Annotated in this window: 13 protein-coding genes; all 13 read left to right on the forward strand. The window is 67.3% G+C overall.

Going from position 1 to position 15,711, the window contains the following annotated elements; all coding sequences use genetic code 11:
- The first annotated feature begins 4 nt into the window (after positions 1-4).
- Positions 5-853 (forward strand): SDR family NAD(P)-dependent oxidoreductase, encoded by an 849-nt coding sequence (locus DSM104443_RS03905; protein WP_171089642.1) that lies wholly within the window; start codon positions 5-7, stop codon positions 851-853.
- Positions 850-1,860 (forward strand): NADP-dependent oxidoreductase, encoded by a 1,011-nt coding sequence (locus tag DSM104443_RS03910; protein ID WP_171089644.1) that lies wholly within the window; start codon positions 850-852, stop codon positions 1,858-1,860. The genes DSM104443_RS03905 and DSM104443_RS03910 overlap by 4 nt, the downstream gene beginning before the upstream one ends.
- Positions 1,857-2,666, forward strand: coding sequence for a hypothetical protein (locus DSM104443_RS03915; RefSeq protein WP_171089646.1), 810 nt, complete (start codon positions 1,857-1,859; stop codon positions 2,664-2,666). The genes DSM104443_RS03910 and DSM104443_RS03915 overlap by 4 nt, the downstream gene beginning before the upstream one ends.
- An 88-nt stretch (positions 2,667-2,754) precedes the next feature.
- Complete coding sequence (locus DSM104443_RS03920) at positions 2,755-3,162, forward strand: acyl-CoA thioesterase (RefSeq protein ID WP_171089648.1); 408 nt, start codon at positions 2,755-2,757, stop codon at positions 3,160-3,162.
- On the forward strand, positions 3,155-5,551 hold the full coding sequence (locus tag DSM104443_RS03925) for a 3-hydroxyacyl-CoA dehydrogenase/enoyl-CoA hydratase family protein (RefSeq protein ID WP_171089650.1): 2,397 nt from the start codon (positions 3,155-3,157) through the stop codon (positions 5,549-5,551). Before DSM104443_RS03920 ends, DSM104443_RS03925 begins: the two co-directional genes overlap by 8 nt.
- Before the next feature lie 4 nt (positions 5,552-5,555).
- Positions 5,556-6,782 (forward strand): DUF3592 domain-containing protein, encoded by a 1,227-nt coding sequence (locus DSM104443_RS03930; RefSeq protein ID WP_171089652.1) that lies wholly within the window; start codon positions 5,556-5,558, stop codon positions 6,780-6,782.
- A gap of 9 nt (positions 6,783-6,791) precedes the next feature.
- On the forward strand, positions 6,792-7,994 hold the full coding sequence (locus tag DSM104443_RS03935; RefSeq protein WP_171089654.1) for an acetyl-CoA C-acyltransferase: 1,203 nt from the start codon (positions 6,792-6,794) through the stop codon (positions 7,992-7,994).
- Between the two features lie 133 nt (positions 7,995-8,127).
- Positions 8,128-10,059, forward strand: a complete 1,932-nt coding sequence (locus tag DSM104443_RS03940; RefSeq protein WP_171089657.1) for a DUF1302 domain-containing protein — start codon at positions 8,128-8,130, stop codon at positions 10,057-10,059.
- 10 nt (positions 10,060-10,069) lie between these two features.
- Positions 10,070-11,434 (forward strand): DUF1329 domain-containing protein, encoded by a 1,365-nt coding sequence (locus DSM104443_RS03945; RefSeq protein ID WP_171089658.1) that lies wholly within the window; start codon positions 10,070-10,072, stop codon positions 11,432-11,434.
- 74 nt (positions 11,435-11,508) lie between these two features.
- Positions 11,509-12,471: a WD40/YVTN/BNR-like repeat-containing protein gene (locus DSM104443_RS03950; protein WP_171089660.1), complete on the forward strand. Its 963-nt coding sequence runs from the start codon at positions 11,509-11,511 to the stop codon at positions 12,469-12,471.
- 8 nt (positions 12,472-12,479) lie between these two features.
- The gene (locus DSM104443_RS03955) at positions 12,480-14,810 is read left to right on the forward strand and encodes an efflux RND transporter permease subunit (protein WP_171089662.1); all 2,331 of its coding nucleotides are present in this window, start codon (positions 12,480-12,482) and stop codon (positions 14,808-14,810) included.
- Positions 14,807-15,175 carry a DUF423 domain-containing protein gene (locus DSM104443_RS03960; protein WP_212756927.1) on the forward strand — a complete coding sequence of 123 codons (369 nt, stop codon included), beginning with the start codon at positions 14,807-14,809 and terminating at the stop codon, positions 15,173-15,175. Before DSM104443_RS03955 ends, DSM104443_RS03960 begins: the two co-directional genes overlap by 4 nt.
- Positions 15,172-15,708 (forward strand): hypothetical protein, encoded by a 537-nt coding sequence (locus DSM104443_RS03965; protein ID WP_171089664.1) that lies wholly within the window; start codon positions 15,172-15,174, stop codon positions 15,706-15,708. The genes DSM104443_RS03960 and DSM104443_RS03965 overlap by 4 nt, the downstream gene beginning before the upstream one ends.
- Positions 15,709-15,711: the final 3 nt, after the last annotated feature.

Below are 15,711 nucleotides of genomic sequence, written 5' to 3' on the forward strand. Positions count from 1 at the left end.
GACCATGAAGCAACTCGCAGGGAAGGTCGCCGTCGTCACGGGCGGCGGCAGCGGCATCGGCCGCGAGCTGGCGCTGGCGTGCGCGGCAGAAGGCATGAAAGTGGTGCTCGCGGACATCGACGAGCCCGGCATGGTGGAAACCGCACGCCTCACGAACGCGGAGACCATGGCGGTGCGCTGCAACGTCGCGAAGGCGGAGGACGTCGAGTCGCTCGCCGAGCGCGTGTACGAAGCGCACGGCGCCGCGCACTTGCTCTTCAACAACGCGGGCGTCTCAGTCGCGGGGCCGACCTGGACCACCACCCTCCAGGATTGGGAGTGGGTGATGGGCATCAACCTCATGGGTGTCGTGCACGGCATCCACGCCTTCGTTCCACGCATGCTGAAGCAGGGCGGCGAGGCGCACGTGGTGAGCACGGCCTCGGCGGCGGGCACGCTCTCCGTTCCCGGCTCCTCCGTCTACTGCGTGAGCAAGCACGGCGTGGTCACGATGTCCGAATGCCTGCACCACGAGCTGCGGCAGGCGAAGTCGGCGATCGGCGTCTCGGTGCTGTGTCCGGCGTTCGTGCCGACGGGCATCGCGGATTCGCAGCGCAGCCGCCCGGCGGAGCTCGCCGAGACCAACCCGCTCGCTGCACCCTACGCGGCGTGGGCCAAGAAGGCCGTCGAGAAGGGCAAGATCAGCGCGGCCGAGGTGGCCGCGATGACGCTCGCGGCCGTGAAGGACAACCGCTTCTACATCTTCACGCATCCGCACACGCGCGATGCGATCGAGGTCCGCATGCAGGACGTCCTCCAGCAGCGCGAGCCCACCAACCCCACGCCCTCGAAGACGGCGGGAGAGAACCTGTGACCGAGACCAACAAGCAGTTCCGCCTCGCCGCCCGCCCGGTCGGCATGCCCAAGCGCACCGACTGGAACGTCGTCACCGAGCCCGCGAAGGAGCCCGGCGAGGGCGAGGTCGTGGTGAAGGTGCTGCTCCTCTCGCTCGACCCCGCGATGCGCGGCTGGATGAACGAGGGCAAGTCGTACATCCGCCCGGTGGAGATCGACGAGGTGATGCGCGCCGGCGGCGTGGGTGTGGTCACCGCTTCGAAGAGCACGAAGTTCAAGCCCGGCGACCACGTCGTCGGCACGCTCGGCGTCCAGCAAGTGGCCGTGGTGCACGAGAAGACGCTCACGCGCGTGGATCCGCGCATGGCGCCGCTGCCGGTCTTCCTCTCCACGCTGGGCATGCCCGGCATGACGGCGTACTTCGGCCTGCTGGAAGTGGGCCAGGCGAAGAGCGGCGAGACGGTCGTGGTCTCGGGCGCGGCCGGTGCGGTCGGCCAGGTGGTCGGCCAGATCGCGAAGATCAAGGGCTGCACCGTGATCGGCATCGCCGGCGGCGCGGACAAGTGCAAGTACGTGAAGGAGGAGCTCGCCTTCGACGCGTGCATCGACTACAAGTCCGAGGACGTGAAGAAGGCGCTGCGCACGCATTGCCCCAAGGGCATCGACGTCTACTTCGACAACGTCGGCGGCGACATCCTCGAGGCGGCGCTCGCGAACCTCGCCCGCCACGCGCGCATCGTCGTGTGCGGCGCGATCTCGCAGTACAACAACGCGGGGCCGATGAAGGGCCCGGCGAACTACCTCTCGCTGCTCGTGAACCGCGCGCGGATGGAAGGCATGGTCGTCTTCGACTACGCCGACCGGTATGCGGAAGCGGCGAAGGAGATGGCCGGCTGGATGGCGCAAGGCAAGTTGAAGAGCCGCGAGGACGTCGTGTCCGGCCTCGACGATTTCCCGGAGCGACTGCTGATGCTGTTCCGCGGCGAGAACTTCGGGAAGCTCGTGCTGAAAGTCGCCGACGCGTGAGCGGCGTCCGGATCTTCCAGATCTACTACTCGGAAGGGACGCGCGCTTCGGGGGACAAGGGGTTCGAGGGGCTCGACAACCTCGCGAACCCCAGGCCGGACTGGCGGGAGTACTGGCCGATCCGGAATTTCCTGCTCGGCAACGCGATCGAGGACGCCGCGTTCTATGGCTTCTTCTCGCCCAAGTTCGCCGACAAGACGGGACTCGATGCGGCCGCTGTCCGGAACTTCGTCGAGCAGCACGGCGATGCCGACGTCCTCCTCTTCTCGCCGTTCTTCGACCAGATGGCCTACCCGAGGAACATCTTCGATCAAGGCAACTGGCAGCATCCCGGCACGATGGACACCTTCAAGGAGTGCGCGCGGCTCGCCGAGCCCACGGTCGATTTCGATTCGCTGGTGATGGATTCGTCGAACACGGTCTTCTGCAACTACTTCGTCGCGAAGGGCGCGTTCTGGCGGGAGTGGCTCGAGCGGTGCGAGCGGATCTTCCGCATTGCGGAGGAGGGCACGAGCGACCTCGCCCGGCGGCTGAACGAGGCGACCCGCCACGACGAGGGGGGTGTGCCGACCAAAGTCTTCGTCATCGAGCGCGTCGCCTCGCTGATGCTCTCCGTCAAGGGGCGCTGGAACGCCCGGGCGCGCAACCCGCTCTCGTTGCCGTGGTCCACCTCGCCGATCGCGAGGTTTCCGATGGAGATGGCGGTCCTGGATGCGTTGAAGGTTGCCTACAGCGCGCAGGGTCATCCCGAATACCTGGCGGCCTTCGCACAACTGCGCCAGGCCATCGACCGGCAACTCCGTTAGCGGCTCTCCAGGGTCGACGCCCGATTTCGAGTTCGGGTACACTTCAAACGCTCGTTTGAATCGCTCGTTTCAATTCCCCCAGGGACCCATGGCCACGCAGCTTCCCGAAGGCGAACAGCCGATGCTTCGCATCATCCCCATGCCGGCGGACACCAACGCCAACGGCACGATCTTCGGGGGATGGGTCATGTCGCACGTCGACCTCGCGGGCAGCGTCCCGGCGGTGAAGCGTGCCGCCGGCCCGGTGGTCACCGTGGCCGTCAATTCCTTCACGTTCCGCGAGCCCGTGTTCGTGGGCGACCTCGTGAGCTTCTACGCCCGCGTCTGCAAGACCGGGCGCACTTCCATCACCATCGACGTCGAAGTGTTCGCCCAGCGCGGACGCGGGGCCGGCACGGAAGTCGTGCAGGTCACCGAGGCCCAACTCACCTACGTGGCCATCGACGAGAACCGCAAGCCCCGGCCGCTCCCGGGCGCAGGAGAGATCAATGCCTGAAGGAACCACCGTGAACGCCGCGGTCGGCCAGCGCTACCTCGTCCGCAAGGCCGCCGTGCTCGGCGCCGGCGTGATGGGCGCCCAGATCGCCGCCCACCTCGCCAACGCCAACGTGCAGCCCATCCTGTTCGAGCTCGCCGCCGAGGGGAAGGACAAGAACGCCAACGTGAAGAAGGCGATCGACGGCCTCGCCAAGCTGGAGCCGAGCCCGCTCGCGACGAAGGCCGCGCTCGCGCAGATCATCCCCGCCAACTACGACGAGCACCTCGGCCTCCTCGCCGAATGCGACCTCGTGATCGAGGCGATCAGCGAGCGCATGGACTGGAAGAAGGCGCTCTTCGAGAAGGTCGCGCCGCACATCGCGCCGGGGGCGATCTTCGCGTCCAACACCTCGGGCCTGTCGATCACGGAGATGTCGAAGACGCTGCCGGCGGCGCTCCGCAAGCGTTTCTGCGGCATCCACTTCTTCAACCCGCCGCGCTACATGCGGCTGGTGGAGCTGGTGCCCACGCCGGATACGGATCCCGCGATCCTGGACCAGCTCGAAACCTTCCTCACCACCACGCTCGGCAAGGGCGTGATCCGCGCGAAGGACACGCCCAACTTCATCGCCAACCGCGTCGGCGTGTTCTCGATGCTGGCCGCGATGCACCACACGCAGCGCCTGAACCTCGGCTTCGACGAGGTCGATGCGCTCACCGGCCCCGCGATCGGGCGCGCGAAGAGTGCCACGTATCGCACGGCCGACGTCGTGGGCCTGGACACGATGGCCCACGTCGTGAAGACGATGGGCGATACGCTGCCCGCCGATCCTTGGGCCGCGTTCTACCGCGCGCCGGAATGGCTCGCGCAACTGATCGCCAAGGGCGCGCTGGGCCAGAAGACCAAGGCCGGCGTCTACACGAAGAAGGGCAAGGACATCCTCGTCCTCGACGTGGGCAAGAAGGACTACCGCGCCTCCGCGGGCACGATGGCCGAGGAAGTGCAGGCCATCCTCAAGGACAAGAATCCCGGCGACCAGCTCGCGAAGCTGCGCGCCTCGTCGAACCCGCAGGCGCAGTTCCTGTGGGCCATCTTCCGCGACCTCTTCCACTATTCCGCGGTGCACCTGGCGGAGATCGCCGGCTCGGCCCGCGACGTGGACCTCGCGATCCGCTGGGGCTTCGGCTGGTCGCGCGGGCCGTTCGAGCTGTGGCAGGCCGCGGGCTGGAAGCGCGTGGCGGAGTGGATCACGGAAGACATCGCCGCGGGCAAGGCGATGGCGAGCGTGGCGCTGCCGAAGTGGGTGTCCGAGCGCGACGGCGTGCACACGCCCGAAGGCTCGTACTCGGCGGAGACGGGCAAGCTCGTGCCGCGCCCGGCGCTTCCGGTCTACGCGCGCCAGCTCTTTCCCGAGACGGTCCTCGGCGAGAAGCAGGCCGATCGCGGCACCACGGTGTTCGAGGACGACGGCGTTCGCATGTGGCACCAGGGCGATCGCATCGCCATCGTGTCCTTCAAGAGCAAGATGCATTCGCTCGGCGAGGAGGTGCTGAAGGGATTGAACCGCGCCATCGACGAGGCCGAGAAGAACTTCGACGCGCTCGTGATCTGGCATGAAGCACCGTTCGCGGTGGGCGCCAACCTCAAGTCGGCGCTCGAGGCGTTGAAGGCCGGCAAGCTCGAAGACTTCGAGAAGATGGTCGCGCTTTTCCAGCAGACTTCGCAGCGTCTCAAGTACTCGCTCGTGCCGACGGTTGCCGCGGTCGAAGGCATGGCCCTGGGCGGCGGCGCGGAATTCGTGATGCATTCGCAGCGCGTCGTCGCGGCGCTCGAGAGCTACGTGGGCCTGGTCGAGGTCGGCGTGGGCCTGTTGCCCGCCGGCGGGGGACTCAAGGAATTCGCCGGACGCGCGCAGGCGTGGGCCAAGGGCGGCGACGCGACGGCCGAGATCCAGCGCGTCTTCAAGATGGTGGCGATGGCGGAAGTCTCGAAGAGCGCGGAGAACGCGCGCGAGATGGGCTTCCTCAAGCCTTCCGACGTCGTGGTCTTCCATCCGGCGGAGCTGCTCCATGTCGCCAAGGCCGAAGCGCGCGCGATGGCCGCCTCCGGCGTGCGCCCGCCGCTCGCTCCCGCGCAGGTCGCGGTGCTGGGCGACACGGGCGCCGCGACGCTCAAGATGCTGCTCGTGAACATGAAGGAGGGCGGCTTCATCTCCGATCACGACTACGACATCTCGTCGCGCATCGCCGAGATCCTCACCGGCGGGCCCATCGAGCCCGGCAGCCTCGTGGACGAGAAGTGGCTCCTCGACCTCGAGCGCCGGCACTTCGTCGAGCTGGGCGGCACCGAAAAGACGCAGCAGCGCATCGAGCACATGCTGAAAACCGGAAAGCCGCTTCGCAACTAGTGCCATGGGCGCCAAGCTCGGAGGCTCCCTGTTCGCCCTCTTCTTCGCCGTCCCGTTCGGCGGAGTAGGCGCCTTCGCGAGCTACGGCATCTGGGACATGGTGAAGCGAAGCTACCGCGCCGGCGACTGGGTGGTGGTGCAGGCGAAGGTGGAACAAGCAGCGCTCACCTCGAGCCGCAGCAAGAATTCCACCACGTACAAGGCCGAGGGGCGCTACCGCTACCGCTTCGGCAACCGCGATTACCAGGGCGATCAGCTCGGTTTCATGATCCTCGGCGGCTCCGACAACGTCGGCAGTTGGCAGGAGGAGATGGCATCCCATTTGATCGACGCGCGCGACAGCGGCCGCACCATTCCCGTCTACGTGAACCCCGACGATCCCGCGGAAGCGGTGGTCGATCGCGGCATCCGCTGGGGAATGCTGCTGTTCATGGGCGTCTTCGCCGTGCTGTTCGGCGCAGTGGGGCTGGGCGCGTTCGTCGCCATGGTCGCGGTCTGGTTCGGCGGCGGAAAAGCGGCACGGAAACGCAAGGGTTCGATGGAGGCTTACGTCGCGAATCGCAACCGTGCCGCGATGTCCGACGCCGGCGCCAAGCCCGATGCGGACGAAACGCCACCCACCGGCAATCCGGAGCGCATCGCCGGCGCTCAGCAATCGGGTGCGAAAGCTTTCTGGGTGTTCGCGATCCTCTGGAACCTGCTTACGTGGCCGATCGCGGCGATCGTGCTCTACCAGGCGATGGAGCGCGGCGAGTGGCTCTCGCTGATCGTCCTGCTCTTCCCGCTCGTGGGCGTGCTGCTGCTCGCCCTCGTCATCCGCCACTCGCTGGGGATGCTTCGCCGCGGCAAGTCTTCGCTCAGCCTCGAGCCGCGCGATCCGCACATGGGCGGAAAGATGGCGGGCGCCGTCACGTTCGCGAAGCCGGGCGCCCTCGGAGAGCTCTTCGAGGTGATGCTCGTGGCCCTCGATCGCGGAGCCACGAAGGACAACGCGACGCCGCTGCCGCGATGGTCCACCACTCGCAAGGTGCCGCTCGCTTCCGATCCCCGCGGCGGCTCGCGCCTGCCGTTCCAGTTCGAGATTCCCGCCCGCATCGACCGGGTGGGCACCGCCACCGAGTGGCAGGTGTCCGTCCGTCCGAGCGGCGACACGGTGAGCCTCGAGGAATTTCCCGTCCACGTCGGTCCCGCGAAAACCACGCAGTCGCTCTTCGAGCCGGTCCCGCAATAGGAGAAACGCATGAGCAAGCAAATCCAGGATGCCTACATCGTCGCCGCCGTGCGCTCGCCCGTCGGCAAGGCCCCGCGCGGCATGTTCCGCAACGTCCGTCCCGACGACCTCCTCGCCCACGTGCTGAAGGGCGTGATGGCCAAGGTGCCGGGGCTGGACCCGCACGAGATCGGCGACGTGATCGTGGGCTGCGCGATGCCCGAGGCGGAGCAGGGCATGAACGTCGCGCGCATCGGCGTGCTGCTGGCGGGGCTGCCCGACAGCGTGCCCGCCATGACGATCAACCGCTTCTGCTCCTCGGGAGTCCAAGCGGTCGCGCTCGCCGCGGACCGCATCCGCACGGGCGATGACGACATCGTGATCGCCGCGGGCACCGAGTCCATGTCGATGGTGCCGATGATGGGCAACAAGATCGCGCTGAACGACGCGGTGTTCGCGAAGAACGAGAACGTCGCCATCGCCTACGGCATGGGCATCACGGCCGAGAACGTCGCGAAGCAGTGGAAGGTGACGCGCGAGGAGCAGGATGCCTTCGCGCTCGCGAGCCACCAGAAGGCGGCCGCGGCGATCGCGGCGGGAAGCTTTCGCGACGAGATCCTGCCCTACGAGATCGATACCGCGTCGCCGGACCTCGAGCGTGGGCAGGTCGTCCACCGCAAGCGCACCGCCGACACCGACGAGGGTCCGCGCCCCGATTCGACGCTCGAGGGCCTGGCGAAGCTGAAGACGGTCTTCGCCGCGCGCGGTTCGGTGACGGCGGGCAACAGCTCGCAGATGTCCGATGGCGCCGCGGCGGTGATCCTCATGAGCGAGCGCGCGATGAAGAAATACGGGCTGGTACCGCTATCGCGCTTCGCGGGCTTCGCGGTGGCCGGCGTGCCGCCGGAGATCATGGGCATCGGCCCGATCAAGGCGATCCCCAAGGTCCTTTCGCAATGCGGAATCAAGAAGGACGATCTCGACTGGATCGAGCTCAACGAAGCGTTCGCCGCGCAGGCCCTGGCGGTGATCAAGGACCTCGGCCTCGATCCCGCGAAGGTCAATCCGCAGGGCGGAGCGATCGCCCTGGGACACCCCCTCGGTGCCACCGGAGCCGTTCGCACAGCGACCCTCGTGCACGGCATGCGCCGGGCGAAGTCGCGCTACGGGATGGTGACGATGTGCATCGGCACCGGAATGGGCGCCGCCGGGCTCTTCGAGGCAATGCATTAAGCGTTCCGCAACGCGAATTTGCGGCAGCGCCGCATCGGTTTTCGATTGTGTTTTCGCGACCGTTTCAAGACAATAGCCCCAGAAATCGCCCGGGCCACACGGGCTCACATAACGATCTAAGGAGAAACGTCCCATGCCATCCCGCCTTATGCGCGTGAAGCCGCTCGTGCTCGCCCTCGCGCTCGCGACGGCCGGTCCTGCCGCGGCCTACCAGTTCAAGATGGAAAACGGCCTCACCGGCAGCATCGACACGACGCTGTCGTACGGTGCCGCGTTCCGCGCCAACACGCGCTCGAAGGAGCTGATCGGCATCGCCAACGGCGGCACCTCGCGCTCCGTGAACGAGGACGACGGCGACATCAACTGGGAAAGCAGCAAGCCGTTCTCGAACGCCGTGAAGGCGACCGTGGACCTCGAGCTCAAGTACGGCCGCTGGGGCTTCTTCGGCCGCGGCTACGGCCTGTACGACTTCGAGCTGCACGACAGCAACAAGCTCGGCCCCACCGGCCGCGAGCGCCTGGGCAAGGACCTCGTCGGCCTCGACGGCTTCGTCTCCGGCACGTTCGAGCCGATGGACAAGAAGCTCGTCGTCCGCGTCGGCCGCCAGGTGATCAGCTGGGGCGAGAGCACCTTCATCCCCGGCGGCATCAACGTGATCAACCCGGTGGATATCTCGAAGCTGCGCGTGCCGGGCTCGGAGATCAAGGAAGCATTGATCCCCACCGCGGGCATCTGGGCCAACATGGAGCTCACCAACGCCTTGTCGGTCGAGGGCTTCTACCTCACCAACTGGGACAAGGTGAAGCTGGATCCGAAAGGCTCCTACTTCTCCACCAACGACGCCGCTTCGGATGACGCCACGCGCGTGATCCTGTCGTTCGGCCGCCGCCAGGACGAGCACTTCCCGGTGGGCAACCCGGTGCCTCCGGGCATCCCGGGCCTTTCGGCTCCCGCCGCGGCCCTGTACGGCCCGTTCAACCCCGCCGCATCGCTCTGGGCCCCGCGCGCAGCCGACAAGAACGCGAGCGACGACGGCCAGTACGGCGTTGCCTTCCACTACCTCGCGAAGGACCTGAACAACACGGAGTTCGGCCTGTACTACATGAACTACCACAGCCGCACGCCGTACTTCTCCGCGACGAAAGGCACGCCCACGTCCGTCCTCACCGGCGGGCCGCTGATCGCGCCGATCTGCGCCACGCCCGCGCTGCGCGCTCTCTGCACCACGGGCACCGCGAACTACTACACCGACTATCCCGAGGACATCCACCTCACCGGCATCAGCTTCAACACCGCCGGCCCGGCGGGCATCGCGCTGCAGGGGGAGTATTCGTACCGCTCCAACCTGCCGGTGCAGTACGCCACGGCGGAGCTCATCCTCGCCTCGCTCGGCCTGCCGAACCTCATCACCGGCTACACGCAGATCCCGGGCGCGCCCACCGGCGCCACCGCGGCGGCGCTCGTGCCGGATGGCACGGTGCTCCAGGGCTACCAGCGCCTGAAGGCGAGCCAGTTCCAGATGACGGGCACGAAGTCGTTCCCGGGCTTCCTGCAGGCGGACACGCTGGTCGTCGTGGGCGAAGTCGGTGCGAACTACTTCCACAACCTTCCGACCGACCAGAAGTTCGCCGGTCCCGCGGCGTATCTGCCGGCCACCGCGTTCGGCGCGGTCGTGGCAAGCGCGTTCTCGGTGCAGGATCCGGCCGCGTACCTCACGCAGTTCTCATGGGGCTACCGCCTCGCGGCGCGCATGGACTACGGCAACGCCCTCTTCGGCGGCACGCTGTCCCCGCGCCTCGCGTTCACGCACGACGTGAATGGCGTGAGCCCGAACTTCAACAAGAACACCAAGTCCGTATCGGTGGGCCTGGGCTGGGATTACCAGCGCAAGTGGCAGGTCGATTTCCAGACGACGTCCTTCTTCGGCGGACGCATCTTCTGCGGTACCGACACGCCGCCTCCGGGCAGCGCCGTGACGCCGGGCCAGCCCGCGTCGTGGTGCTCCGATGCGAACCCGCTGCGCGACCGGGATTTCTACTCGTTCAGCGTGAGCTACTCTTTCTAGGAGATATGACATGAACTTCACCTCGAGGAAGGCCGCGCTCCTGCTCACCGCCGGCTGCGCCATCGCGTTCCCCGCGGCCGCGGAGCTGTCTGCCGCGGATCTCGCCAAGCTCGGCACCACCCTCACGCCCCTGGGCGGCGAGAAAGCCGGCAACGCCGCGGGCACCATCCCCGCATGGGACGGCGGCATCACCAAGCCGATCGCGGGCTTTGTCCCCGGCAAGCAGTACGTGAACCCGTTCCCGACCGACAAGCCGCTCTTCACGATCACCGGCAAGGACGCCGACAAGTACAAGGACCAGCTCACCGCCGGCGCGATGGCGATGCTGAAGAAGTACCCGGACTACAAGATGGTCGTCTACCAGACGCGCCGCACCGCTTCCAATCCGGAGGGCGTGTACAAGGAGACGAAGGATTGCGCGGCCAAGGCGAAGCTCGCCGCCGGCGGCAACGGTGTGGCCAACTGCAACGGCGGCACGCCGTTCCCGATCCCGAAGGACGGCAACGAGGCGATCTGGAACGCGCTGCTGCGCTATCGCGGCGACACGTTCGCGATGAACTGGTCGCAAGCGGCCGTCACGCGCACGGGTGACTACGCGCTCGTGAAGTTCGAGTACGAATACGACTACTCGTACGGCAACCTGCAGAAGGCCTCCGCGCAGCGCGAGAACAACAAGGTCCTGAACTACGTCCAGAACACGACCGCGCCGCCGCGCCTGGCCGGGCAGATCCTGCTCGTGCACGAGACGGTGGACCAGTCGAAGGACCCGCGTTCGGCCTGGACGTACAACCCCGGCCAGCGGCGCGTGCGCCTCGCGCCGAACGTCGCGTACGACAACCCCGGCACGGCTGCCGACGGCCTGCGCACCAACGACGACTTCGGCATGTACAACGGAGCCACCGACCGCTACAACTGGAAGCTCGTGGGCAAGAAGGAGATGTACATCCCGTACAACTCCTACGCGCTGTCCGACCCGAAGCTGAAGTACACGGACATCCTCAAGCCCGGCCACGTGAACCAGGACCTCGCCCGCTATGAGCTGCACCGCGTGTGGGTCGTGGAAGCGACGCTGAAGCCCGGCACGAGCCACATCTACTCCAAGCGCGTCTTCTACCTGGACGAGGATTCCTGGCAGATCTCCGCCGTCGACAAGTACGACGGCCGCGGCGACCTGTGGCGCTACGCCGAGCAGCACAGCGAGATCTGGTACGACATCCCCACGCTCTTCGGCACGCTGGAGATCCACAACGACCTGCAGTCGGGCCGCTACATCGCGATGGGCCTGCGCAGCGAGGAAACGAAGATCTACGAGCCCATCAAGCGCTCGCCGGCCGACTACAGCCCGAACAGCCTGCGCGCGATCGGCACTCGCTGAAGCCGTTCGCACAGCGGTAGTACCATCCGGGGGCAGTCCCAATCGGGATTGCCCCCTTTTCCTTGGGAGAGATCTTGAAGAATCCCGCGCGCACGCTGCTCGCGCTGCTGCTCCTGGCCGGGCCCGCGTGGGGCCAGGCGCCGGCCCCGCAGGCGCCCGAGTCCGGCGAGCTGCGCAAGATCACCATGGAGCGCCTGCTGCTCGCGGACGCCACGCGCGTGGGCAACCGGGTGGTCGCGGTGGGCGATCGCGGCTACGTCGTCTACTCGGACGACAACGGCACCACGTGGAAGCGCGCCAAGGCCCCCGCGGCCCCGCTGCTCACCTCGGTGGATTTCTTCGACGCGAAGCACGGCTGGGCCGTGGGGCACGACTCGGTCATCCTCGCCACCGCCGACGGCGGCGAAAACTGGACGCAGCAGTTCTCCGCGCCTTCCGAGCAGCGTCCGTTGCTGGACGTGCTCTTCCTCTCGGCCGCCAACGGCTTCGCCATCGGAGCCTACGGCGCGTTCTACGAGACGACTGACGGCGGCAAGTCCTGGAACGGGCGGAAGGTGATCGCCGACGACAAGCACCTGAACTCGCTCCTCAAGCTCTCCGACGGCAAGCTGATGATCCTGGGCGAGGCCGGCACGGTGCTGGTCTCCGCGGATGCGGGCAAGACGTGGACCGTGCTTCCCTCGCCGTACAAGGGCTCGTTCTTCGGCGGCGTCACCACCGATGACGGCGCGGTCGTCGCCTTCGGCCTGCGCGGTCGCATCTACCGATCCGCCGACGCCGGCAAGACCTGGAAGCAGATCGACAACGCGTCGGTCGCCACGCTGATGGGCGGATCGCGCCTGCCGGCCGGTGCGCTCGTCATCGCCGGGGCCGCGGGCACGGTGCTCGTCTCGCGCGACCAGGGCAACTCCTTCGTGCCGCTGCCCACGGGCAGCAACCGCGCCTTCTCCAAAGCGCTGCTTGGCGCGCCCAACTCGCTGCTGCTGGTGGGCGAGGTCGGTGCGCGCGACGTGGCCCTGCCGTCGCCGCCGCGCTAGGACCCGACATGAACCTCCCCGGCATCATCCAGAAGGCCAGCACGATCATCTTCGACCACCGCAAGGTGTGGCTGATCGTGTTCGGGATCCTCACCGTGCTCTTCGCGGCTTCCGCCTCGCGGCTCACGGTCGACGCGGGCTTCAACAAGATGGTGCCGCTCACGCACCCGTACATGCAGGTGTACCGCGACTACCAGAAGGATTTCGGCAGCGCCAACCGGGTGGCGATCGCGCTCCTCCAGGACGGCGGCGACATCTTCAACCGCGAGTACATGAAGAAGCTGAAGGCGCTCACCGACGACGTCTTCCTGCTGAACGGCGTGGACCGCCCGTCGGTGCGCTCGCTCTTCACGCCCAACACGCGTTTCATCGAGGTGATCGAGGAAGGCTTCGCCGGCGGCAACGTGATCCCGGCGACGTTCCAGGGCACCGACGAGGACATGAAGACCGTCCGCGCCAACGTCAACAAGTCCACCGAGATCGGCCGCACCGTCGCCTCGGACTTCAGCGGGGCGCTGGTGAGCGCGGCGCTGCTCGAGATCGATCCGCAAACCAACCAGCGGCTGAACTACTTCGAGGTCGCCTCGAGGCTGGAGGAGCTGCGCGCCAAGTATTCCGGCGGTGGCCACTCGGTGCACATCATCGGGTTCGCCAAGGCGATCGGGGACATTCGCGATGGGGCACGCGGCGTGATCATGTTCTTCGGCGTCGCGTTCGTGATCACCGCGGCGCTGATGCTCTGGTTCGTGAAGGACGTGAAGTTGACCGCCGTGGCGCTCGTCGTGGCGATGATGCCGGTGCTGTGGCTGCTGGGCACGCTCCCGCTGCTGGGCTTCGGCATCGATCCGCTCTCCATCCTCGTGCCGTTCCTGATCTTCTCCATCGGCGTGTCGCACGCGGTGCAGATGACCAAGACCTGGGAGCGCGAGGTGGTCTCGGGCGTGGACAGCCTCACGGCCGCCAAGCGCTCGTTCGCCAAGCTCTTCATCCCCGGCACGCTGGCACTCCTCACCAACGTGCTTGGCTTCGCCGTGATCATGATGATCCCCATCGACATCGTGCGCGAGCTGGGCATGACGGCCTCGCTGGGCGTGGCCTGGATGATCATCACCAACAAGATGCTGCTGCCGATCATGTTGTCGTTCAGCACGCTCTCGAAGCGCGTGGCCACGCAGGAGGCCTACCAGGAGAGCCGCGCCGACCGCATCTGGACCATGGCCTCGCGCTGCGTGCTGCGCAAGCGTGCCACCGTCATCGTCGCCATCGCCGCGGTGATCGGCGTGGTGGGCGTGTGGAAGGCGGGCGACCTCAAGGTGGGCGACTACGGCATCGGCGTTCCCGAGCTGCGGCCCGACTCGCGCTACAACACCGACAACGCGAAGGTGATCCAGAAGTTCGCGATCGGCGTGAATACGCTGGGAGTCGTCGCGCAGACCAAGAACGTGCAGGGCGCCTGCACGCAGTACGACATCATGAGCGCCATCGAGGGCTTCGACTGGGCGATGCAGAACGTGCCCGGCACCCAATCGGTGATCTCGCTGCCGGGCATGGCGAAGATGGTCAACGCCGGCTTCAACGAGGGCAACCTCAAGTGGCGCCAGCTCCCGCGCGATGCGCAGGTGATGGCGCAGTCGGTCACGCCGATCGACACGTCCACCGGCCTGCTCAACACCGATTGCAGCGCGATGCAGCTCCTCGTGAACACGACCGACCAGCAGGGCGAGACGCTGGCTCGCCTCGTCTCGTCGGCCAAGACGTTCGCCAAGCAGTACGGCTCCGACAAGCTCGAGTTCAAGCTCGCCACGGGCAACATGGGTGTGACCGCCGCGACGAACGAGGCGGTGGACAAGGCGCGCTGGGAGATGAACTTCGCGATCTTCGGGGCGCTGCTGGTGATGTGCATGGTCACCTTCCGCAGCCTGCGAGCGACGCTGTGCATCCTGATCCCGCTGGCGCTTGTCTCCATCCTCTGCGAGGCGCTGATGCCGATGCTCGGCATCGGGCTCAAGGTCTCCACGCTGCCGGTGATCGCGCTGGGCGTGGGCGTCGGCGTGGACTACGCGATCTACCTCTACGACCGCATCGAAGTGCACCTGGAGGAAGGCAAGCCGCTCAACCAGGCCTTCTTCGAGGCGCTGCGCGAGCGCGGCACCGCGATGGTGTTCACGGCGGTCACGATGACGCTGGGCGTGGGCACGTGGGTGATGTCCGCCCTCAAGTTCCAGGCCGACATGGGCATCCTCCTCGCGTTCATGTTCTTCCTGAACATGCTGGGCGCTCTCTTCCTCCTGCCGGCGCTGGCGGCCTTCCTGCTGAAGCCCCACGCCGCCAAGGCGTGAGCCGCTTCTTCCTCGTCGCGGGCGCCCTCGTCATGGCGGCGGGCGTCGCGGCGGGCGCCTACGGGGCCCATGCCGCGAAGAACGCGGCGCATCCCGAAGCCGTGCGGCTGCTGCAAATCGCGGTGCTCTATCACCTGGTGCACGGGCTCGCGGTCGTCGCCGTGGGTCTCGCCGCGCGCGACATCGCGTCGCGGTTCCTCGCGGCGGCCGGCACGCTGTTCCTCGCGGGCATCGTGCTCTTCTGCGGCTCGCTCTGGGCTCTCGCGATGTCGGGCAGCTTGCCGCTGCCCACGGCGCCCGTCGGCGGTCTCTGCTTCATCGCCGGCTGGCTGGCGTTCGCGGTCGGCGCGTTCCGCTCGCGATGAAGCCGATGGCCTTCGCGGCCGCCGCCGTCCTCGCCGCGTGCGTGCCGCTCCTGCCGCACGACTACCTCGAGCCCTCGGCACCGGGCGCCACGACGATCGTGAATCGCTGTTGGGGAATGCGGGACCAGGTCGAGATGGATCTCGGGCCGGTGAAAGCCTTTGCCCGCGTAGCGCGCTTCCCGCCGTCCCTTCGCTTCGTCGAGCTGCGATTGCAGGTGCCGCCCGGCCACGTGATCGTTCCCGACGGGGACGAGGCGACGCTTACAGGCGCCTCGGGCAGCGAACGCCGCCGCGTGGTGCTGGGAACGACCAGCAATCCCACGCTGCCCACCGAGCCGCTGCGCGCGATGGAGGGCGGCCGGGTCGCGGGTGGGTTCGACCGCAACCACTGGCTGTTCATCCCGATCGAGGGCGATGGCGAGATCGAGGTGCGCTTCCCCGCGATGTCGCTCGACGGCAAGCCGTTTCCCCTGCCGCCGATCCGCTTCACGCCACGCAGCCACGTGCAGGTGGCCGCGCCGCTGCAGTGCTGAGCC

It is taken from the genome of Usitatibacter rugosus, from assembly GCF_013003965.1.
GTDB lineage: Bacteria > Pseudomonadota > Gammaproteobacteria > Burkholderiales > Usitatibacteraceae > Usitatibacter > Usitatibacter rugosus.

Coding starts and splice junctions, on each gene's coding strand:
- DSM104443_RS03935 (WP_171089654.1), top strand. CDS start 6,792: ATGAGCAAGCAAATCCAGGATGCCTACATCGTCGCCGCCGTGCGCTCG.
- DSM104443_RS03920 (WP_171089648.1), top strand. CDS start 2,755: ATGGCCACGCAGCTTCCCGAAGGCGAACAGCCGATGCTTCGCATCATC.
- DSM104443_RS03945 (WP_171089658.1), top strand. CDS start 10,070: ATGAACTTCACCTCGAGGAAGGCCGCGCTCCTGCTCACCGCCGGCTGC.
- DSM104443_RS03925 (WP_171089650.1), top strand. CDS start 3,155: ATGCCTGAAGGAACCACCGTGAACGCCGCGGTCGGCCAGCGCTACCTC.
- DSM104443_RS03955 (WP_171089662.1), top strand. CDS start 12,480: ATGAACCTCCCCGGCATCATCCAGAAGGCCAGCACGATCATCTTCGAC.
- DSM104443_RS03930 (WP_171089652.1), top strand. CDS start 5,556: ATGGGCGCCAAGCTCGGAGGCTCCCTGTTCGCCCTCTTCTTCGCCGTC.
- DSM104443_RS03965 (WP_171089664.1), top strand. CDS start 15,172: ATGAAGCCGATGGCCTTCGCGGCCGCCGCCGTCCTCGCCGCGTGCGTG.
- DSM104443_RS03940 (WP_171089657.1), top strand. CDS start 8,128: ATGCCATCCCGCCTTATGCGCGTGAAGCCGCTCGTGCTCGCCCTCGCG.
- DSM104443_RS03905 (WP_171089642.1), top strand. CDS start 5: ATGAAGCAACTCGCAGGGAAGGTCGCCGTCGTCACGGGCGGCGGCAGC.